At 65.3% G+C, this 18,827-nt stretch carries 19 protein-coding genes and 2 tRNA genes; 4 read left to right on the forward strand and 17 right to left on the reverse strand.

From position 1 onward, the window contains the following. Positions 1 to 150 precede the first annotated feature (150 nt). Entirely contained in the window at positions 151 to 1,332 is a 1,182-nt protein-coding gene (locus AC24YW_RS34530) for a bifunctional 2-C-methyl-D-erythritol 4-phosphate cytidylyltransferase/2-C-methyl-D-erythritol 2,4-cyclodiphosphate synthase (protein WP_487486886.1), read from the forward strand. A gap of 4 nt (positions 1,333 to 1,336) precedes the next feature. Beyond that, entirely contained in the window at positions 1,337 to 1,945 is a 609-nt protein-coding gene (locus AC24YW_RS34535; RefSeq protein ID WP_157284384.1) for a CinA family protein, read from the forward strand. A gap of 6 nt (positions 1,946 to 1,951) precedes the next feature. On the opposite strand, the gene AC24YW_RS34540 is transcribed toward AC24YW_RS34535, so the two are convergent. The 3 genes from AC24YW_RS34540 to lipA all read right to left on the reverse strand — a co-directional run bounded on the left by AC24YW_RS34540 (position 1,952) and on the right by lipA (position 4,317). Next, the gene (locus AC24YW_RS34540; RefSeq protein ID WP_487486887.1) at positions 1,952 to 2,734 is read right to left on the reverse strand and encodes a mechanosensitive ion channel family protein; all 783 of its coding nucleotides are present in this window, start codon (positions 2,732 to 2,734) and stop codon (positions 1,952 to 1,954) included. Between the two features lie 149 nt (positions 2,735 to 2,883). Continuing rightward, the gene (locus tag AC24YW_RS34545; protein ID WP_487486888.1) at positions 2,884 to 3,354 is read right to left on the reverse strand and encodes a type II toxin-antitoxin system RatA family toxin; all 471 of its coding nucleotides are present in this window, start codon (positions 3,352 to 3,354) and stop codon (positions 2,884 to 2,886) included. Positions 3,355 to 3,360: 6 nt separating this feature from the next. Beyond that, entirely contained in the window at positions 3,361 to 4,317 is a 957-nt protein-coding gene (gene lipA / locus AC24YW_RS34550; RefSeq protein ID WP_487486889.1) for a lipoyl synthase, read from the reverse strand. 131 nt (positions 4,318 to 4,448) lie between these two features. On the opposite strand from lipA, the gene AC24YW_RS34555 reads away from it, so the two are divergent. After that, positions 4,449 to 5,051, forward strand: a complete 603-nt coding sequence (locus AC24YW_RS34555) for a DNA-3-methyladenine glycosylase (RefSeq protein ID WP_487486890.1) — start codon at positions 4,449 to 4,451, stop codon at positions 5,049 to 5,051. A gap of 110 nt (positions 5,052 to 5,161) precedes the next feature. Here the strand turns inward: AC24YW_RS34555 and AC24YW_RS34560 are convergent, their stop codons facing one another. The 11 genes from AC24YW_RS34560 to AC24YW_RS34610 all read right to left on the reverse strand — a co-directional run bounded on the left by AC24YW_RS34560 (position 5,162) and on the right by AC24YW_RS34610 (position 17,044). Further along, positions 5,162 to 8,038, reverse strand: a complete 2,877-nt coding sequence (locus AC24YW_RS34560) for a valine--tRNA ligase (RefSeq protein WP_487486891.1) — start codon at positions 8,036 to 8,038, stop codon at positions 5,162 to 5,164. 150 nt (positions 8,039 to 8,188) lie between these two features. Beyond that, complete coding sequence (locus AC24YW_RS34565) at positions 8,189 to 8,959, reverse strand: PopZ family protein (RefSeq protein WP_487486892.1); 771 nt, start codon at positions 8,957 to 8,959, stop codon at positions 8,189 to 8,191. 305 nt (positions 8,960 to 9,264) lie between these two features. Next, on the reverse strand, positions 9,265 to 10,650 hold the full coding sequence (locus AC24YW_RS34570) for a TolC family outer membrane protein (protein WP_487486893.1): 1,386 nt from the start codon (positions 10,648 to 10,650) through the stop codon (positions 9,265 to 9,267). A gap of 201 nt (positions 10,651 to 10,851) precedes the next feature. Further along, positions 10,852 to 11,514: a protein-L-isoaspartate O-methyltransferase family protein gene (locus tag AC24YW_RS34575; RefSeq protein ID WP_487486894.1), complete on the reverse strand. Its 663-nt coding sequence runs from the start codon at positions 11,512 to 11,514 to the stop codon at positions 10,852 to 10,854. A 137-nt stretch (positions 11,515 to 11,651) separates the two neighbouring features. Further along, on the reverse strand, positions 11,652 to 11,831 hold the full coding sequence (locus AC24YW_RS34580; protein WP_128261698.1) for a hypothetical protein: 180 nt from the start codon (positions 11,829 to 11,831) through the stop codon (positions 11,652 to 11,654). A 208-nt stretch (positions 11,832 to 12,039) separates the two neighbouring features. Next, positions 12,040 to 12,114 (reverse strand) — tRNA-Asn (locus AC24YW_RS34585). A gap of 137 nt (positions 12,115 to 12,251) precedes the next feature. Continuing rightward, a complete protein-coding gene (locus AC24YW_RS34590) occupies positions 12,252 to 12,620 on the reverse strand; it encodes a hypothetical protein (RefSeq protein WP_275517129.1) in 369 nt (122 codons plus the stop codon). Between the two features lie 208 nt (positions 12,621 to 12,828). Continuing rightward, the gene (locus tag AC24YW_RS34595) at positions 12,829 to 14,523 is read right to left on the reverse strand and encodes a flotillin family protein (protein ID WP_487486895.1); all 1,695 of its coding nucleotides are present in this window, start codon (positions 14,521 to 14,523) and stop codon (positions 12,829 to 12,831) included. Positions 14,524 to 14,546: 23 nt separating this feature from the next. Continuing rightward, on the reverse strand, positions 14,547 to 15,206 hold the full coding sequence (locus tag AC24YW_RS34600; RefSeq protein ID WP_487486896.1) for an OB-fold-containig protein: 660 nt from the start codon (positions 15,204 to 15,206) through the stop codon (positions 14,547 to 14,549). A gap of 10 nt (positions 15,207 to 15,216) precedes the next feature. Then, a complete protein-coding gene (locus AC24YW_RS34605; RefSeq protein WP_487486897.1) occupies positions 15,217 to 16,380 on the reverse strand; it encodes a PspA/IM30 family protein in 1,164 nt (387 codons plus the stop codon). Between the two features lie 403 nt (positions 16,381 to 16,783). Then, positions 16,784 to 17,044, reverse strand: a complete 261-nt coding sequence (locus AC24YW_RS34610) for a hypothetical protein (RefSeq protein WP_487486898.1) — start codon at positions 17,042 to 17,044, stop codon at positions 16,784 to 16,786. Between the two features lie 262 nt (positions 17,045 to 17,306). On the opposite strand from AC24YW_RS34610, the gene AC24YW_RS34615 reads away from it, so the two are divergent. After that, entirely contained in the window at positions 17,307 to 17,516 is a 210-nt protein-coding gene (locus AC24YW_RS34615; protein ID WP_487486899.1) for a hypothetical protein, read from the forward strand. 79 nt (positions 17,517 to 17,595) lie between these two features. Here the strand turns inward: AC24YW_RS34615 and AC24YW_RS34620 are convergent, their stop codons facing one another. The 3 genes from AC24YW_RS34620 to AC24YW_RS34630 all read right to left on the reverse strand — a co-directional run bounded on the left by AC24YW_RS34620 (position 17,596) and on the right by AC24YW_RS34630 (position 18,816). After that, a complete protein-coding gene (locus tag AC24YW_RS34620) occupies positions 17,596 to 17,742 on the reverse strand; it encodes a hypothetical protein (protein WP_167361661.1) in 147 nt (48 codons plus the stop codon). Between the two features lie 175 nt (positions 17,743 to 17,917). Next, positions 17,918 to 17,991 (reverse strand) — tRNA-Cys (locus AC24YW_RS34625). An 84-nt stretch (positions 17,992 to 18,075) separates the two neighbouring features. After that, the gene (locus AC24YW_RS34630) at positions 18,076 to 18,816 is read right to left on the reverse strand and encodes a tRNA-uridine aminocarboxypropyltransferase (protein WP_487486920.1); all 741 of its coding nucleotides are present in this window, start codon (positions 18,814 to 18,816) and stop codon (positions 18,076 to 18,078) included. Positions 18,817 to 18,827 lie beyond the last annotated feature (11 nt).

Here is an 18,827-nt window from a genome sequence, read left to right on the forward strand (position 1 = left end):
TAGACAGTTCTGTAGATCTTTCAAGTGCAGTGCAACAAAATGCTGTTTCCCACAATCCGGGGAAACCCCCTTTTTTTGCGGGCCTGCCGTGCTAGAGGCATGCCGGCAAATCACCCCCTGCTCTTATTGGCAACTGAGTATTTGAATCCTATGGCGAAATCACAGCGCACCGCGGTCGTCCTCGTCGCTGCCGGGCGTGGACTGCGCGCCGGCGCCGGCGGGCCGAAACAATATCGCGAGATCGGTGGCGTGCCCGTGATCCGCCGCGCCATGGAAGCCTTCAGCCGTCACGCCGAGGTGTTCGCGGTGCAGCCGGTGGTGAACCCCGACGACGGCGCCATGTTCACCGCAGCGGTCGCGGGGCTCAGGCACGAGCCGCCGGCCAATGGCGGCGCGACGCGGCAGGCTTCGGTGCTCGCCGGCCTCGAAGCCCTGGCGAAGCACAAGCCGGACATCGTGCTGATCCACGACGCCGCGCGGCCCTTCGTCTCGGAAGGCGTGATCTCGCGCGCCATCGAGGCGGCGAGCCGCACGGGTGCTGCGATCCCAACCGTTCCCGTCACCGACACCATCAAGGTCACCGGCGAAGGCGGCAACGTCGAGGCCACGCCGGATCGCGCCTCCTTGCGAATCGCACAGACGCCGCAATCCTTTCGTTTCGACGTCATCCTCGAGGCGCATCGTCGCGCGGCAAGGGACGGACGCTCGGATTTCACCGACGATGCCGCGATTGCCGAATGGGCGGGATTGACGGTTGCAACCTTTGAAGGCGATGTTGCCAACATGAAGCTTACCACTCCGGAGGATTTCGTGCGCGAGGAAGCGCGCCTGGCCGCCCAACTCGGCGACATCAGGACCGGCACCGGCTACGACGTGCATGCCTTCGGCGAAGGCGACCATGTCATGATCTGCGGCGTGCGCGTTCCGCACACCAAGGGTTTCCTTGCTCATTCCGACGGCGATGTCGGCCTGCATGCGCTGGTCGACGCCATTCTCGGGGCGCTCGCCGACGGCGACATCGGCTCGCACTTTCCGCCGAGCGATGCGAAATGGAAGGGCGCCTCCTCCGACCAGTTCCTGAAATACGCCATCGAGCGCGTGGCGGCGCGCGGCGGCCGCGTCGCCAATCTCGAGGTGACGCTGATCTGCGAGCGGCCGAAGATCGGCCCGTTGCGCGACACCATGCGCGCCCGCATCGCCGAGATCTCCGGCGTCGACATCTCGCGCGTCGCGGTGAAGGCGACCACCAGCGAGCGGCTCGGCTTCACCGGCCGTGAGGAAGGCATCGCGGCCACCGCGAGCGCCACCATCCGCCTTCCCTGGAGCGCGTAAAGCCATGGGCGGCAGCGACGCACGCGCCCTCTCCCGCTCGCTGCTCGATCTATGCCGGATGCGCAAGCTGACGATCGCGACCGCCGAATCCTGCACCGGCGGGCTCGTTGCGGGCGCACTGACCGACATTCCCGGCTCGTCCGATGTCATCGACCGCGGCTTCGTCACTTATTCCAACGAGGCAAAGCGCGCGATGCTTGGCGTCGAGGCGAGCACGCTTGCGAATTTCGGCGCAGTGAGCAAGGAGACCGCGACCGCGATGGCGATCGGTGCGCTGGAGCGCGCCGATGTCGATCTCGCCGTCGCCATCACCGGCATTGCCGGCCCCGGCGGCGCCACGCCCGGCAAGCCGGTTGGTCTGGTGCACTTCGCCGCCGCCGCCCGCGACGGCCGCATCATCCACCGCGAGCACCGCTTCGGTGCCATTGGCCGCAGCGCGGTGCGCGCCCGCTCGGTCGTCGAGGCGCTGCGCATGCTGATGGATCTGGCCCGCGGTCCGCAAGTCGCGGCCAAGCCGCAACGTGCCGCGGCAAGCCGCCTGCGCCCGCGCGTCACGCGCTCACCGCGCCGGCATGTGGTGAAACGCAGGCCGCCGCGTTCGCCGCGGGGATAAAGCGCCTCAGGCCGCCGTGGCAAGCAGCGCGCTCGCATGATCGAGCACGCACTGCTTGACCGCGTCGGCTTCGGATGGCTTCGCTTTTGCGCTGACCGTCAATTCCAGGATCGGCGCCGCGGGATTGGCGACATCGAGGACTTTGGTAACGGAGACGGCGGGCGCTGCGTGATCGTCGATGCGGGAGTCGTTGCGCAGTTCCTTCAGGATTCGGTCCGCCAGCGCGTTTGCGGCGCCCGCCGGGACCGGAAACGCGACCTTGACCTCGCCCGTGCCGGGATAGGCGCTGTGGTTGATGATGGCCGCGCCCCAGACCTGTCCATTCGGCAACAGGATCTGCGTGTTGTCCGGCGCGACCAGCTCGGTCATGAACAGCGACAGCGACCTCACCTTGCCCGCCTTGCCGGCGACCTCGACATCGTCGCCGATGTGAAAGGGCCGGAACAAGAGCAGCATCACGCCGGCGGCGAGATTGGACAGCGTGCCCTGCAAGGCGAGACCAATGGCGAGCGAGGTCGCGCCCAACACGGCGACGAGACTCGCCGTCTGGATGCCGAAGAGCTGCAGCACGGCGATGCCGACGACCGCGAGCACGCCATAGCGCGCAAGGCTGCCCACGAACAGCGTCACCAGCGGATCGACACGGTGTGTGACGCTGAGGACGCGCGTGACGAAGCGCTGCATCGCACCGGACAGATACCAGCCGACCGCGAGCAGCAGGACCGCGTAGATCGCGTTCAGGCCATACAGGACAAGCGAAGCTTTCAGCGTGTCGAAATTGATGGTCATGGCGGCTCCAACCCGGACAGTCGGTTGAGAACGCGCCGCGATGCGAAATGATCCCGGTGGAGGCTGATGGGGAACACGGAGCGATGTTGAATTGGGAGGGCACGCCGGCCGCTCCATTGTCATTGCGAGCGCAGCGAAGCTGATCGCGACTACGTCGACGCCAGCTTCGGCCGCCCGTAGATCGCGTCAGCCCGTTTCTCGAACGCGGCAGAGAACCGCGCGAAGGCGGCGTCGAACATCGAACCCATCAGCATCGCCAGCATACGGCTCTTGAATTCGTAAGACAGGAAAAAACCGACGTCGCAGACGCCCTCGCCTTTCGGCTCGAACGTCCAACGGTTTTCCAGATTGCTGAACGGACCTTGCAGATACTCGACCAGGATCTTCAGATTGGCGCGGTCGAGCGTCACCCGGCTGGTGAAGGATTCCTTGATCAGCTTGAAAGACACCGTCATGTCAGCAACCAGCACCTCGGTGCCGTCGGGCTTGGCCATCCGCTGCCGCACCTTCAGCGCACTGCACAGCGGCACGAATTCCGGGTAGCGCTCGACATCGGCGACCAGATCGAACATCTCGGATGCGCTGTGATTGACACGGCGCTTGCTCGAAAAACGGGGCATATCGGTTCAGCGGGCAATCGCGGCCCGCGCGGCCTTCAGTCTCGCGAAGTCCTCGCCGGCGTGATGCGAGGAACGGGTGAGCGGGCTCGCCGACACCATCAGGAAACCCTTGGTGTAGGCGACCTTCTCGTAGGAACTGAACTCGTCCGGCGGCACATAGCGCATCACCGCGTGATGCTTGCGGGTCGGTTGCAGATATTGTCCGATGGTCAGGAAGTCGACGTCGGCCGAGCGCAGATCGTCCATCACCTGGAGCACCTCGTGGCGCTCCTCGCCGAGGCCGACCATGATGCCGGATTTGGTGAAGATGGTGGGGTCGAGCTCCTTGACCCGCTGCAGCAGCCGGATCGAATGGAAGTAGCGCGCGCCCGGCCGCACCGTGAGATAGCGCGACGGCACGGTCTCGAGATTGTGGTTGAAGACGTCGGGCTTCGCCGCGACGACGATTTCGAGCGCCGCTTCCTTGCGCAGGAAGTCGGGCGTCAGGATCTCGATCGTGGTCGAGGGGCATGCGGCCCTGATCGCCCGGATGGTCTGAGCGAAATGCTCGGCGCCGCCATCAGTGAGGTCGTCGCGATCGACCGAGGTGATGACGACGTGGGCGAGGCCGAGCTTGGCCACGGCCTCGGCGACGTTCTGCGGCTCGGCCGCATCCAGTGCATTCGGCAGGCCGGTCTTGACGTTGCAGAAGGCGCAGGCCCGGGTGCAGGTATCACCCATGATCATGAAGGTCGCGTGCTTCTTGTCCCAGCACTCGCCGATATTCGGGCAACCCGCCTCCTCGCACACCGTGTGCAGGCCGTTGGCGCGCACGATGTTGCGGGTGTCGGCATAACCGCGGGTGTTCGGCGCGCGCACGCGAATCCAGTCCGGCTTCGGCGGCGAAGCGGAATCGGGCCGGTTCACCTTTTCAGGGTGGCGCGGGCGCAGTGGGTTCGAGATGGTATCGACAATAACGACCATGGGGTGTCCGGTCTGATCAGGTCCTACCTAGTCGGTCTGGCCTGGCATCGCAACCCGGCTCGCCCCGCTTCAGGGAACATGGCAGATATGGGCAATATCCTGCTCAGTTCTCAGGCGATTCTTCACCTCGAATGGCTCCAATCTCGAAACCTTCCACACCACGGCTCGGCAAGCTGCTGAAGCGGACCTTTTTCGGCCGCAGCGTCCATGAGGTCGCGCCCGACCTGATCGGCGCCACCATGCTCGTCGACGGCGTCGGCGGGATCATCGTCGAGGTCGAGGCCTATCATCATACCGACCCCGCTGCGCACTCCTATCGCGGGCCGACGCCGCGGAACCAGGTCATGTTCGGCCCGCCCGGCTTTGCCTATGTCTACCGCTCCTACGGCATCCACTGGTGCGTGAACTTCGTCTGCGAGGAGGAAGGTTCGGCCAGCGCCGTGCTGATCCGGGCGCTGGAGCCGACGCATGGCCTGGCTGCGATGCGCCGACGCCGGCACCTGCAGGAGGTGCATGCGCTATGCTCGGGCCCGGGCAAGCTGACCGAGGCGCTCGGCATCACCATCGCGCACAACGCCCTGCCGCTGGATCGGCCCCCCATCGCACTGCATGCGCGGACCGAGGACGTCGAGGTCGCAACCGGCATCCGCATCGGCATCACCAAGGCGGTCGAGCTGCCCTGGCGCTATGGCGTCAGGGGCTCGAAGTTCTTGAGCAAGCCATTTCCGAGGTGATCGTCATTCCGGGGCGGCTCGTAGAGCCGAACTATGGTGCGCAATTGCGCACCTGAGAATCTCGAGATTCCGGGTCTGGTCCTTCGGACCATCCCGGAATGACGGACGTCTCACGACGCCTGCTTCAGCCGCTCCATCGCCTCGAGCAGCTTGGCCTTGCGGGCCAGCGCCGCCTCGCGCTTTTCGCGCTCCTCCTCGACGACCTCCTCGGCCGCGTTGGCGACGAACTTCTCGTTCGCCAGCTTGGACTCGGCGCGCTTGATGTCGGCCTCGGCCTTGGCGAGCTCCTTGTCGAGGCGCGCGCGCTCGGCGGCGACGTCGATCACGCCCTTGAGCGGCAGCGCGGCGACCTCGCCGCGCACCAGCAGCTGGACCGCGCCGTCAGGCGCGCGGTCGGCGAAGGAGATGTCCGACAGCCGTGCCAGGCGCTTGATGACGTCGATCCAGCGCGGCGCGCGCTCCTTGGTTTCGGCGGAGGCGCCTGCGAGCACCAGCGCCGTCAGCGTTGCAGGCGCGATGTTCATCTCGGCGCGCACCGAGCGGATCTGCGTGACGAGGTCGATGACCCAGCCGATCTCGGCTTCGGCAGCCGGATCGGTGAAGTCGGCATGATCGAAGATCGGCAGCACCCAGGCCGGCGAGACGAGCGCATCGGTCGGTCCCGTGGTCGCCGCAAGCATTGCGAGCTGCTCCGGCGTCGGCTCGACCGGCTTCAGCGGCCACGGCGCCAGTGCGAGCAGGCCGTCGCGCCCGGCCGTCACCTCCCACAGCTCTTCTGTGATGAAGGGCATGAAGGGATGCAGCAGCTTCAGGATCTCGTCGCGCGCCCAGGCGACCATGGCGCGGGTCTCGTCCTTGGCAGGGCCGTCCGGACCGAGCAGCACGGGCTTGGCGAGCTCGACATACCAGTCGCAATAGACGTTCCAGACGAAGCGGTAGATGCTGCCCGCCGCGTCATTGAAGCGATAGGCCTCGATCGCCTCGGTCACCTCGCGCGTGGTGTGGGCGGTCTCATGCGCGATCCAGCGGCTCAGCGTCTCCTTGGCCTTCGCCGGCTCGAAACCATCAGGCACGGCACACTGGTTCATCTCCGCGAAGCGGCACGCGTTCCAGAGCTTGGTCGCGAAATTGCGGTAGCCTTCGACGCGGCTGGTGGCGAGCTTGATGTCGCGGCCCTGCGCCGCCATCGCAGCCAGCGTGAAGCGCAACGCGTCCGCGCCGTATTCGTCGATCAGGTTGAGGGGATCGATGACGTTGCCCTTCGACTTCGACATCTTGGCGCCCTTCTCGTCGCGGACGAGGGCGTGGATGTAGACCGTCGAGAACGGCACCTCCTTCATGAAGTGCAGGCCCATCATCATCATGCGGGCGACCCAGAAGAAGATGATGTCGAAGCCGGTCACCAGCGCATTGGTCGGATAATAACGCTGCACCTCGGGGGTCTCGTCGGGCCAGCCGAGCGTCGAGAATGGCCACAGCGCCGAGGAGAACCAGGTGTCGAGCACGTCCTCGTCGCGCGTGATGAAGCCTTCGCGCTTGTTGCGGTCGAGCGCCATCTCGCGGCCCTGCTCGGGCGTGATGACCTCCTGCTCGACGTAATAGCCGAGCGCGTGGCTGACGGCCTCCTCCTCGGTCTCGGCGACGAACACCTTGCCGTCAGGGCCGTACCAGGCCGGGATCTGGTGGCCCCACCAGAGCTGACGCGAGATGCACCAGGGCTGGATGTTCTCCATCCACTCGTAATAGGTCTTTTCCCAGTTCTTCGGCACGAACGTCGTTTCGCCCGAGCGTACCGCCGCGATCGCAGGTCTCGCCAGCGTCTTGGCGTCGACGTACCACTGATCGGTCAGGTAGGGCTCGATCACGCTGCCAGAGCGATCGCCGTGCGGCACCATGTGGGTGTGCGGCTCGATCCGCTCCACGAAGCCGAACGATTCCAGCCGCTCGACGATGCGCTTGCGCGCGGCGAAGCGGTCGACCTTGTGGAACTCCTCGGCGAATTGCGCGGCGCCTTCCGGCAGGTCGCGCAGATAATCCTCGTTGTCGAGGAGATCGAGGCACCCTTCCCTGTCGAGCACGCTGATCCGGCGCAAGCCGTGGCGATTGCCGACCTCGAAATCGTTGAAGTCGTGCGCCGGCGTCACCTTCACGGCGCCCGATCCCTTCTCGGGATCGGAATACTCGTCGGCGACGATTTTGATCTTGCGGCCGACGAGGGGCAGGACGACGTTCTTGCCGATCAACTTCTGATAGCGCTCGTCCTCCGGATGGACGGCAACGCCTGTATCGCCGAGCATGGTCTCGGGGCGCGTGGTGGCGACCACGATGAAGCTCGAGGGATCCTCGGGGCTGAACGTCTTGCCCTCGATCGGATAGCGCAGATACCAGAGGTGGCCCTTCACTTCCGTCTGCTGCACTTCGAGATCGGAGATCGCGGTGAGCAGCTTGGTGTCCCAGTTCACCAGCCGCTTGTCCTTGTAGATCAGGCCCTCGCGGTGCAGCTCCACGAACACCTTGACGACGGCCTTCGACAGGCCCTCGTCCATGGTGAAGCGCTCGCGCGACCAGTCGCAGGATGCGCCGAGGCGCTTGAGCTGGTTGATGATGGTGTCGCCGCTCTCGGCCTTCCACTGCCAGACCCGCTCCAGGAATTTCTCGCGGCCCATGTCGCGGCGACCGGGCTGCTGGCGCTCCATCAGCTGCCGCTCGACCACCATCTGGGTGGCGATGCCGGCATGGTCGGTGCCGGGCTGCCACAGCACGTCGCGGCCGCGCATGCGCTCGAACCGGCAAAGGATGTCCTGCAGCGTGTTGTTGAGGGCGTGGCCCATGTGCAGCGAGCCCGTCACGTTCGGCGGCGGGATCACGATCGTGAAGGGCACGGCATCACGGCGGTCGGGCCGGCCAGCCTTGAACGCAAGGCTGTCCTCCCACACCACGGACATGCGGGTTTCGATATCGGCGGGCTGGTAATTTTTCTCGATCATGGGGCTGCTAGAAAGCCGCGCGAGGGGGCCAAGTCAACGAAAAGTCAACGAAAAGCTCAGGGAAAACGAGGCGGCGACGGCGCTTCCCGGCCCGGTCCGGGGCTCGAATATGACAGCGAAGCCGGGCTTTATGAGGGCCCTTGGCCGCCCTCAGCGGCCCCCGCGCGAGACCCGCTCGATTTCGGCCTTCACGATGCGTTCAACGAGGCCGGGCAGGTTGTCGTCGAGCCAGGATTTCAGCATCGGCCGCAGCATCTCCTTGACCAGGTCCTCCAGCGTCCGCGCATTGCTGCTGAGCACCGTATGGGCCAGGGAGTTGAAGGCGGATTCGACCGCGGAGACCGTCGATTGCGCGAGGATCGGCTGCTGCGGGGGCAGCGGCGGCGCGTCGAAATCGACCGACGCGTAGGACGGCGGCGGAGCGGGCCGCGGCGGCTCGGCGAATTCGAGATCGTCGCGTGGCTCGACCTTGCGGAAGCTCGGCGGTGGCGGGGCCGGCGTGGGGTCCATCGCCATGTCGTCGGTCAGTTCGAGCACGTCGGGCTCGGGCTCCGGCTCGGGCTCCGGCTCGGGCGCGCGAACCTCAGGCGCAGGAGTGGCCGCATCGAGACCCGCCAGCAACGCATCGATATCGTCCTGGCTGTTGGAGGCGTCAGCCGCGGGCGCCGGCGCAGGTGGCGGCGCCGGTTTTGCAGCCGGCGGAGGTGCGGGCTTCTCGGCGGCGGGTTTGGGCGGAGCGACCTTGGATGGCGGAATGTCGTTCATCGCCTGCGGCTTCGGCGGCGCGGCGGGCGCAGCAGCCTTCTCGGGCTTGGCGGCCTCGGCCGGCGGGGGCTTTGCCTCGTCATCGGCAATGATGCGCCGGATCGAGGCCAGAATCTCCTCCATCGAGGGTTCTGTGACCTTTGCAGGCTGCGTCATCTCCGACTCCACATCATCAACGCCCTCGCATGCGTTGTTTTACACCAAGCACGGCAGGATTGGCCGGTTCCGCAACAATGGGTCCGCCATTTTCGTCGCGGCAGCCCGACTTGTCCCCAGATCACGGCTCAACGTGCGGCGGTGCGCCCCTGCCCCCGGCACTCAAGCTTTACGCACACGACATCAACGCGGGGCGAATCGACCCGCATCATCTCGGCAAGGCTATGTCAGGGATTTTGACGATTGCAAGCAAAGCACCGGTCGAACTCGGCTGTTCGCGGAGATCGACCGGATGATTACGGGAATCAGCGCCCGTCAGGCGTGCGCACGCCGGCCCAGCTGTCGCGGACCTGATGGTAGTGAACGCTGGGATCGTAGGTCGTGGTCGCAAGACCGAGGACTTGCGGCGACAGACGCCCGACCGCCGCGAGGACGTTATAGGATGCGACTACGCGATCGTGCTGCGCGGTCACCAGCGCAACGCGCGCGTTCACCAGCGCCTGCTGCGCATTGAGCACGTCCAGCGTGGTGCGCTGGCCGGCCTTGGCCTCCTCGCGTACGCCGTTGAGGGCGATCTCGGATGCCGTCACCTGCGCCTGAGCCGACTGCACCTGCGCCTTGGTGGCCTGCAGCGAGCCCCACCATTGCACAACGGTCGCACGGGTCTGGTCGCGAGTCGTTTCGAGGTTGAGGCGCTGCTGCGCCAGGTTCTCCTTGGACTGGCGGATCAGCGCGTATTCGCCACCGCCGTTATAAATCGGCACCGAGAGCTGCGCGACCGCCGAGGCTGTGTACGATCGCATCTGAATCAAGGATTGTTCGTCGGCCCGCTGGGCCGTGGCCTGAAGCGAAAGCGTCGGCAGCAACGCACCCTCGGCGACTTTAACCTGCAGGTAATTGACGTCGATGCCGAACATCGCCGCCGTGACGTTGGGATGCTCGATGAGGCCTAGCTCGATCGCGGCGGCAAGGGTTGGTGGAAGGAAACGATCGACAGGCGAGCCAGGCGCCAGGTTTGTCGGCTCGTTGCCGATGATGCGGCGGAAGTTCGCGCGCGTGGTGGTGAGATTTGCTTCCGCGGTGAGAGCCTGCGTCCTGCCGGCCGCCAGTTGCGCTTCCGATTGGGCAACGTCTGTGCGGGTCACTTCGCCGACATTGAAGCGGTCACGGGTCTGCTTGAGCGTCTGCTCGAGCACGCGCACGTTGCTGCGCTGGACCTCGAGCGTGGCTGCGTCGCGCAGATAGTCCATATAGGTCGTGGCGGCCTGGAGCAACACGGTCTGATCGAGACTGCGCAGCGCTTCGCGGGCACCCGATACCTGACTCTCCGCGGCGCGGGTCCGGTTGGCAGTCTGGTTGCCATTGTAGAGCGTCTGCGTCGCGGTCACGCCGACGCTGCGAGGCACTCTGGTTCCGTAGACTGAGTTAGTCCCCGGGGCACTCTGCAAGTCCTGATATGAATAGCCGCCGCTCGCCGTCAGATTGACCCTGGGCCGGTAGCCGGACAAAGCCTGCGGCACGTTCTCGTCGGTCGAGCGCACCTGGGCACGCTGCGCGTTGAGCTGCGGATTGTTCTGATAGGCGCGCACCAGCGCGCCATCGATCGTATCCGCCAAGGCGGGCGTCGGCCCGGCAAGCGCCAGCAGCAGGACCGAAACTGCAGCTCCGGTGAAGAGCTTCACCCCATGCATCCGTGAAATTCCGTTCGTTCTAGCGCCCTGCTCGTGCCCGCGAGCCGGGGTGCCGTACCAATGGAGTCGTTGCCCCGCCGCAACATAGGACGCGGTCAAGCGCGACGGAACTACCTGAGGGTGGTTCTCAGTGGAAACTCTTCACGTGCAGCATCCCGGCCACACTTCTGATTCAGAACGGGATTTTAACGGGGCCCGGGCTCAGAACACGAAGGCAGCCGCCCGTTCCAGCCCGGGAAGGACCGGGGCGGCGGCGTCGAACAGGACCCGATGGCCGAACTCGCCGTGGGTGCGGGTCACGATCGTCGCGCGCGGCGGCCTCGATTCGGCCGACACCCCCACCAGGCGCCCGCCCTCCTTCAGCTGCCCGAGCAGGGCTTCCGGCATCACCTCGGCCGCGCCGTTGAGGACAATCACATCATAAGGGGCGGCAGCAGGGTCCCCGTCGGTGCAGGCCGCAGCCTTGCAGGCGACATTGGAAAGTCCCTGGGCGGTGAAGGCGTCTCTGGCCTTGGCAGCCAACGCCGAATCGCACTCGGTCGCCGTGACCTGCCGCGCGAGCTTGGCAGCCAGTGCGGCGAGGTAGCCGGTGGCGCAGCCGACCACCAGCACGTTATCGTCCCCGCCGATTTCGGCGGCCTGGAGCAGCTTGCCGGTCAGCGCCGGCTTGATCAGGAACCGCTTGGCGGCGCCTTCGCTCACATCGAGATCGAGATCGAGGTAAGCCAGCGCCTGCCAGCCGGCCGGCACGAATGCCTCGCGCGGCACCGTGAGCATGGCATCGAGAACACGACGGTCGGTGACGTCATTGGTGCGCACCTGGCCATCGACCATTTTTTGGCGCGCGGTCGAAAAACCGGACATTTGCGGACCCTGCAATGCGGACGATGCCGCGGAGAAAAATCGCGGCATCTTTTGGAGCATGCTCGGTCAAAACGCAACATGGCGGTTGGCGATGCGCATTCGCGCTCCGCAATCCCCTGAGGGAGGGCCCGGCCAACCTATTCGATGGCGACTGCCAGGCGGCCAATGAGGCCGGCGACCTCGTCCAGCCGCGCCGAATCCGGCGCCTCGACTGCGCGCGCGAGACAAGCGAGGCATTCATCGTCGCTGAGCTCGGGGATGCCGGCCGGCAGAATCGAGGGGGCCATATCCGAACGGTCGACCTTGATGTCTGGCATGGGGGATCAGCTCCGCAAGTGTCCGGCAGATCCACGCTCGACGGAAATTGAGTCGATTTGGCGCCGTCCGAATGGCAGGACCACGCCGACGCACAAATGTGTTTGAGACCGATTCCTGCTGCACCCCGATGCAGTGCTCAAAAATTCAGGCGAAGATCGCGCACCGCATGAGGATGCGAGCGCAAGCTATTGAGTTTTCGGTAAGATTTGGCTCCCCGGGCTGGATTCGAACCAGCGACCATCCGATTAACAGTCGGATGCTCTACCGCTGAGCTACCGAGGAAAAGGGCGAACCGTTCGTTCGCGCGCGGCTGCGTATAACAAAGCCGCTTGCGCTTGCAAAGGACGAATTCGTCGTCATCCGCAACGCGCCCGGGAGAGGCCAGGAATGGCCTCTCCTCCGGCCGAGCCGGGCAAGGGCTATTCCGCCAGGAACGAGGTGGTCTTGGTGCCGGGGTCGTAGCGCAAGCGGAGCGCGGTGAGCTTGCAGAGATTGACGTTCTTCCACAGCACCGACTCGTCATAGTTCTTCCAGTCGACCCGGATGTTCCAGACGCAGCCTTCGTCGTCGTCGTCGAACTCCACATAAGTGCTGGCCTGGTTCTGCAACACCTTGTCGAGCTCGTTCTCCCATTCGTCCAGCCCATCATCCGGCGCGTTGAAGCCGAGGAACTTGATGGCATAGCCGGTCTCGTTGACGACGGTAACGTTGCGGGCATCGGCCGCAAGCGACGGCGCGGCGGCGATCGACAGGCCGATGGCGATCAGTCCAGACAGAAATTGCTTCATTGGGAAATTCTCCGATCGAAACAGGTCTCGGCGCCCGACATCGATCGACGGTAGGCGCCGTGGCAAACAAAACGTTGCCTCAAGACAAGTCCGGAGCGGGATCGAGCGACTCAAGGCACGATCGATCTGCACTCCGGAACATTCGCGCGACGCGAGACGCGCCCCGCCTGTTTATCGTTTCGAATTCTCCGCAGCAATGAACGGGCATTCACAGTTCGGCGGCGTTTGTTTTCTCCGCTACTGGTGCCGGCACGGCCGCGCCATTGCTCTTTCCCGTCACGGCGCCGACCAGCGCCTTCACCGGATCGTCGCCCGGCGCAAAGCCGCTCTGGCGCAGGATCTCGTCGATCATCGGACGCAGCGCATGGACCTTGAGCAGCTCGCCGGCCAGACCTTCGCCGAAGCCGACATTGCCTCCGCTCGCGCCGTTGCCGCCGAACGCGCCGCCGGTGTGCAGGATGCGGACGTCCTTGAGGTTCGCGATCGGCTTCACCATCTCGGCCAGCGCGGCCGGCATGGTCTCGATCCGCTTCTTGGCGATCTCGAAATCGATGACGTTGCTGCCGAGCTTGTTCTGCGCCTCGTTCTTCATGGTGATGACGGCGGCTTCCGCCTCGCCGATGTTGCGGACACCGACTGCCTTGATCTTGTTGGATTCGGCTTCCGCGGTGGCCAGCGTCTTGACGGCCTCGGCGCGATCGAGCGAGGCTTTCTTCTCGGCCTCGGCGGCGACGATCAGCTCGGTCGACTTGCGTTCGGCCTCGGTGCGCGCGGCCAGCACCTGGGTCAGGCGGGCACGATCGGCGACCTCGATGGCGCGCGCGGTGACGACCTTTTCCTCCGCGGAGACGGCCAGCGCCTCGGCGGTCTTGGCTTCGGCGACGGCTTCCGACGTCTCCTTGCTCTTCGCCGCGATCTGGATTTCGTTCTCCTGCGTCGCGATCTGGATCTCGCGCTGGGCGTCGGTCTTGCGCTTGTTGATCGCCAGCTCCGACTCGATCACCGCGGTTTCCTTGACCTGCTTGGCGCCCGCCTCCTTCTCGGCAACCGCACGATCGGTGTCGATGCGAGCGTTCTCCTCGGTCAGACGCGCGGTTTGCGTCGCGGTCGCGACCTCGGCGCGGGTGCTCGCCGTCTTGTTGGCGATGTCGCGCTCCTGGGAGAGCTCGGCTTCCTTCTTGGTCCGCTCGATCCCAAGGGTCTGCTGTCGCGCTTCGAGATCCTTTTGCGCGATCGCCACCTCATTGTCGCGGACGATGGCGTTTCGATCGCGCCGCCGGGTTTCGGTGACGGTCTTCAATTGGGTGAGACCTTCGGCGTCGAAGAAATTCTCCGGGTTGAAGAACTTGACGTCAGTCTGGTCGAGCTTGGTCAGCGACACCGATTCCAGCTCGAGGCCGTTCGACTTCACGTCGGACTCGACCGTGGACTGCACGTGCTTGACGAAATCCGAGCGCTTCTCCTGAAGCTCTAGGATGCTCATGGTCGCGGCGACCGAGCGCAGGCCGTCGACGAATTTCGCCTCGACCTGGTTGCGCAGCGCCTCGGCGTCATTTGTCAATGCGCCGAGCGTCTGGCTCGCGAGCGCGATACTCTCCTCGTCGGGACGGACGCGGACGTAGAACTCGGCAACGATGTCGACACGCAGGCGGTCCTTGGTGATGAGGGATTCCCGCTCCTTGCGCTCGACGGTGAGGCGCAGCGTCTTCAGATTGACGCTGGCATAGGAGTGGAAGATCGGCAGGATCATGGCGCCGCCGTCGAGCACGACCTTCTTGCCGCCGAGCCCGGTGCGCACGAAGGCCTCGTCGCGGGTGGCGCGCTTGTAGAGGATGGTGAAGACGATCCCCAGGACGACGATCAGCGCGACGCCGATCACGGCCGGGACTGCGATGTCGAACATGGCTTTCTCCGCTGTGGGACTTGCTAATTGCTTAGAGTGGGCTTGGACGGCTTGAGTTCATCGTCGGCCTTCACCGCGACGAAGCGCGTGCCATCGCGGTCGACCAGGAGGACCATGGTTCCCTGCGGCAAAGGTGCCGAGGACGGCGCCGCGACCGCCGAGACGAAATGGCGGTTGCCGTGGATGTCGGCGACGCTGACGCGGCCGGGCGGCCCCTGGTCGAGCGGACCAACGACGACCTCCCCGATGCGACCGACGAGATCCCCCAAGCCGACGACGTAGCTTTCGTCCTTGGGAATGATCCGCGCGATGGCACGGCTGGCAACGCGGACCAGCGGAACCGATGCGGCGACGGCCCCGATCGAGGCGACCGTCGCCGGCAAGGGGCCCGCAACCATTCGCGCGAGGTCCTGGATCAGAAAGCCGGTGATGGAGAAGGCGCCGAGCAGCAGCAGCAGGAATATCAACAGCGGCACGCCGCCGACATTGATCCAGGAGATGACGTTGAGCACGCCGTTGTCGCTGGGATGAGCAAAATCGATGTTGGTACCGAGCATCTCGCTCAAGGAGGCCCCGACCAGCATCGAGATCACCTCGACCGCGCCGACGATGACGATCATGGCCGCCGCAATCGCGAACGGCCTGACCTCAGGCGCCATGACATGTTCGAGCAGAGCGCTCATGTCACGGCACTCAGGCGCCCGACTTCAACCGGGCCAGCCTCGCTGCAATTTCCTTGTCGCGATGGAGCGTGCTCAGTTCGTCGATGTCGCTCGAATAAGGAATTCCCGGCGGCACTCCGGTGGCCCGTGCCACCGCCCGGCCCGCCCGCAGCGCCTTCGCGGCAGCCGACGTGCCGCCGGACTTCCGGGACGACGTCGATGCCTGCGGGCTGGCCTGTGCCTCGCTCTTTTCGAGATCGGCGCGGCGCTGCTCGGCATCCTGGAGCGCCGACAGCACCGCGCGGAGCGACGTGACGCACTGCTCTATCTTCTCGTTGTTCTCGTCGATGGCGCGGGAGAGCACCTCGAACTGCGCCTCCAGGTCCATTTGCCGCGCAATGCCGGCGCGGGCGAGATCATCGCGCCCGTCTGCGATCGCGGCCTCGATCTTGGCGGTCAGATCGGTCATCGCCCGCTCGATCTCGCTGCGGCGTGCGTTGAGGCGATATTCCTCGGCCCGCGCCGCGGCGAGCGCTTCGCGCGCTTCGGTCTCGGCGCGCTCGATCTCGCGGATGGCCTGGCCGACCACCTTCAGCTTGTTCTTGCCTTCCGCCTGCTCGATCGCATCATACGCGATCCCGGCGATCAGGCGCCCGACACGGGACAGGAAGTTGTCGGGAGCGGCGGCGATGTTATCCATGGCGTTCTCCTCCTCTGGCAGGCTGTTCGGCGTGACGCCGTAGTGAACTTCGAAACCGTCGTCGGTGCGGATGAGGCGCGCCGGCACGCTCTGTCCCCAGCCCTCGGCATAGCCGGCGTAGTCAAAGGGCACGCTGAAGCGCCCCTGCACGGTTGCAATCGAAATGGTGGCGGGCCCCTTGATCTTGGCGAGCTTGTCGTCGAGCGGCAGGCGGCGCCCTTGCGCGGCGCGATACTCTGTGCGGTCGCGCAGCCCAAGCGTCACCAGCCGCGAAGGCAGCGCGGTCTGTTTGCGGATCGGCTCGTAGGCATGCGCGTGGAGCAGGACCACGTTGGAACCCACATTGTGGAGCCGCGCCACCTCGTCGAGGATTTCCATCATGCGGTCATAGGCCTGGAATGTCGCCTCGATGGCGGACTTGGCGGCCGGGTCAGGGGCAAGCCGGCAACGCAGCGCGGACGGCGCGTTTCGGGACGATTGGCTCATGGAAAGCACTAAAGCACCATTTTGGTGCTTTAGGAAGAGGAAGCTCGATCACGTTCTTCTGATTCCTGTGCACTCTGCCGGTTAGTCGCCGCGGTCCGGGACTGCGTTCAACCGGGCGCGATCACTCCTAACCCACGAACGATCAAGACTTCCTGCACGCTCTGGTTGCAATTTTACATGAAATGCGGCGGGCATTCCGTGGGCCATCACTTTAGACGCGCCATTGAGCGGAGCTCTTGCGACGAAACGATCCGGACTACTTTCGAACGAGACATTCTCGAGGCGCGCGCTAACAGACTGCGCAAGGCGAGATCGATCCGCAGCAAATCCACAGCATATCCACAGGGTACTTGTTGCGGATTCAAGAGCCGATGCGAGGCACTTGCTGCGCACAAACCCACAAGGGGGTCGTTCAGCCACCCGCCTGGTCGAACACGGATCGGCAGCCCTCACTGAGGCTGGCGCGGTTCCGGCGCAGGCAGGCGGTGATGGCGCGGACGTTGGGGATTTCGCCGGCGCAGAGCCGGTAGACGTCGGGGGTGCATGCCCGCCGCTGCTCCGCCGTTCCCTGGGCATGAGCCGCGGAGGCAAACAGCGTCAGGAACAGCCCGACCGTCGAGGCGCCTCGCGCCCGGCTTTTCACGCCCGCAAACCGCAAGAACCTCGCCTTCATGACCGGTCTCCCGCTCTGCCCTGCCAGCGCCGGCCTGCATTGGCCGGCATGGGCAAAGGGGTTACGAGAAATAAACCGCCGGGAATGTGATCTCCTTCACACCCGCCGCGCAGCGGCGGCACGTAGGGTTGCCGCGGGGATTTTCATGAATCGATAACCATTCGGGTCCCGATCGCCGCATCGCTAAAATGCGAACGATCGGGTCAATCCGGAAACAAGCCGGCTTTGCGACATTGCGCCGTCCGCGTTCTGCGAGGGTGTGATGAGCGAAGCCGAATTCAATTTGCTGCTGGATGCTGTCCGGGACGCCATGGTCTTTGAGGATTTCGCGCCTGCGCCGGTGGAGGAATTCGTGCCCCGCTCGTGGAGCTTCGACTCGACGCTCAAAGCGGCGAATGACAAGGCTGCCAATGACAACGAGGGCGCCTGGCCGCTCCTGCCCTTTCCCGACGGCTGGTACGCGGCCTGCTGAGGCCACTTGAAGTGAGCCGATGCGTCCGCCATTCGGGCGGTTCGGCATGACCAAGCGCCGGGGACCGGCGCAGCCCCGATCAAGTCTTGACGCGTTCCTCGCCCTGCTGCGGCGCCCGGTCGGGTGCAGCCGGCGGGAAGATGCTGTCATAGATCGCGCGCGCCTCGGCAATGAGGCGGGCCCGCTCCAGCTCGGATTTCGGGACAAATCGAACGACGTCGCCCACGTGCTCTCCAGCTCAGGGTTTGGGTGCGTCTCTTCGCAGATGCGAAGTCTATGCCAGAGGACCTGAATCGCACCTTTCCACCAAGCCCCGGGCAAATCCGGAGGCTGGCGCGCGCGAGCGGCTCGGCGGAACCGCCGCATAAGCCCAAACTTTGCGGAAAATCAGAGACTTGTGATGGAGGCCACGACCAGAATTGAACTGGTGTACACGGTTTTGCAGACCGTTGCGTAACCACTCCGCCACGTGGCCCCGTAAGGGCGGACCAATATAGGGGATCAATGGCTTAGGCAACCCCGCGGCCCGCCGGTGGCACAGCGAAATGTCCGGCCGAAATCAGGCACGCTTGCCGCGCCGGAAGTCGCGTCGGCGGCCCTTGGGCACGGGCTTGGGTGCCAGTTCCGGCATCTCGGCCTGGACCTCGCGGTAGCGAGCCAGCATCCGTTCGAAACTGGCATGAAGCGTCGCGGCGATATCAGGGCGCCGCTCGAGGCCGGCGAGGATCGTGGCGGCAGCTTCGATCGTCGAGAGGCCGTCGCGGCGCGGCTCCTTGCGCAGGCGCCCGTAGCGAGAGGGATGCGCCGGATTGAGGATCACGCGCTGGCATTTCAGCATCCAGGGATTGCGCCACCACAGCGCCTTGGCCTGGCTCCAGGTGCCGTCGAGCAGCACCACGCCTTCAAGCTTGCCGAGGATCGCGCGCTGGTTCTCCGCGACCTCGCCCTTGCGGTTGAGCGCGACGATCTCAACTTCGGCATCGAGATCGGCCGCGCGTGCCGAGCCGAGATAGAGCACCGCCCAATGCGACGCATTCTCGACCGGCCGTCCCAGCGCCTTGGACAGGCTCGGCCAGGACAGGCCGACCCGCACCGTGGCATCGGCAAAATGCCTGGCCAGCAACCGCGCCGTGCCGAGCGCCCTGTCCTGTTCCTGCGGATGCTGCAGGATCAGGAGCGAGAGCCGGTTCTCGATCGGCGTCACGCTGTCGCAAATGCAGAGCGGCATCGGCTTCTGGCAATGCGGGCATTCGGGGATCGGCTCGGCCGGCGCGGCGGCGGTGTCGGGCGGATTGGACATGATCGCCGCTA

Source organism: Bradyrhizobium sp. USDA3516 (genome assembly GCF_057651995.1).

Bases quoted from the DNA above. Each gene is read 5' to 3' on its own strand.
- AC24YW_RS34530 (WP_487486886.1), top strand. From the start codon at position 151: ATGGCGAAATCACAGCGCACCGCGGTCGTCCTCGTCGCTGCCGGGCGT.
- AC24YW_RS34535 (WP_157284384.1), top strand. From the start codon at position 1,337: ATGGGCGGCAGCGACGCACGCGCCCTCTCCCGCTCGCTGCTCGATCTA.
- AC24YW_RS34540 (WP_487486887.1), bottom strand. From the start codon at position 2,734: ATGACCATCAATTTCGACACGCTGAAAGCTTCGCTTGTCCTGTATGGC.
- AC24YW_RS34545 (WP_487486888.1), bottom strand. From the start codon at position 3,354: ATGCCCCGTTTTTCGAGCAAGCGCCGTGTCAATCACAGCGCATCCGAG.
- lipA (WP_487486889.1), bottom strand. From the start codon at position 4,317: ATGGTCGTTATTGTCGATACCATCTCGAACCCACTGCGCCCGCGCCAC.
- AC24YW_RS34555 (WP_487486890.1), top strand. From the start codon at position 4,449: ATGGCTCCAATCTCGAAACCTTCCACACCACGGCTCGGCAAGCTGCTG.
- AC24YW_RS34560 (WP_487486891.1), bottom strand. From the start codon at position 8,038: ATGATCGAGAAAAATTACCAGCCCGCCGATATCGAAACCCGCATGTCC.
- AC24YW_RS34565 (WP_487486892.1), bottom strand. From the start codon at position 8,959: ATGACGCAGCCTGCAAAGGTCACAGAACCCTCGATGGAGGAGATTCTG.
- AC24YW_RS34570 (WP_487486893.1), bottom strand. From the start codon at position 10,650: ATGCATGGGGTGAAGCTCTTCACCGGAGCTGCAGTTTCGGTCCTGCTG.
- AC24YW_RS34575 (WP_487486894.1), bottom strand. From the start codon at position 11,514: ATGTCCGGTTTTTCGACCGCGCGCCAAAAAATGGTCGATGGCCAGGTG.
- AC24YW_RS34580 (WP_128261698.1), bottom strand. From the start codon at position 11,831: ATGCCAGACATCAAGGTCGACCGTTCGGATATGGCCCCCTCGATTCTG.
- AC24YW_RS34590 (WP_275517129.1), bottom strand. From the start codon at position 12,620: ATGAAGCAATTTCTGTCTGGACTGATCGCCATCGGCCTGTCGATCGCC.
- AC24YW_RS34595 (WP_487486895.1), bottom strand. From the start codon at position 14,523: ATGTTCGACATCGCAGTCCCGGCCGTGATCGGCGTCGCGCTGATCGTC.
- AC24YW_RS34600 (WP_487486896.1), bottom strand. From the start codon at position 15,206: ATGAGCGCTCTGCTCGAACATGTCATGGCGCCTGAGGTCAGGCCGTTC.
- AC24YW_RS34610 (WP_487486898.1), bottom strand. From the start codon at position 17,044: ATGAAGGCGAGGTTCTTGCGGTTTGCGGGCGTGAAAAGCCGGGCGCGA.
- AC24YW_RS34615 (WP_487486899.1), top strand. From the start codon at position 17,307: ATGAGCGAAGCCGAATTCAATTTGCTGCTGGATGCTGTCCGGGACGCC.
- AC24YW_RS34630 (WP_487486920.1), bottom strand. From the start codon at position 18,816: ATGTCCAATCCGCCCGACACCGCCGCCGCGCCGGCCGAGCCGATCCCC.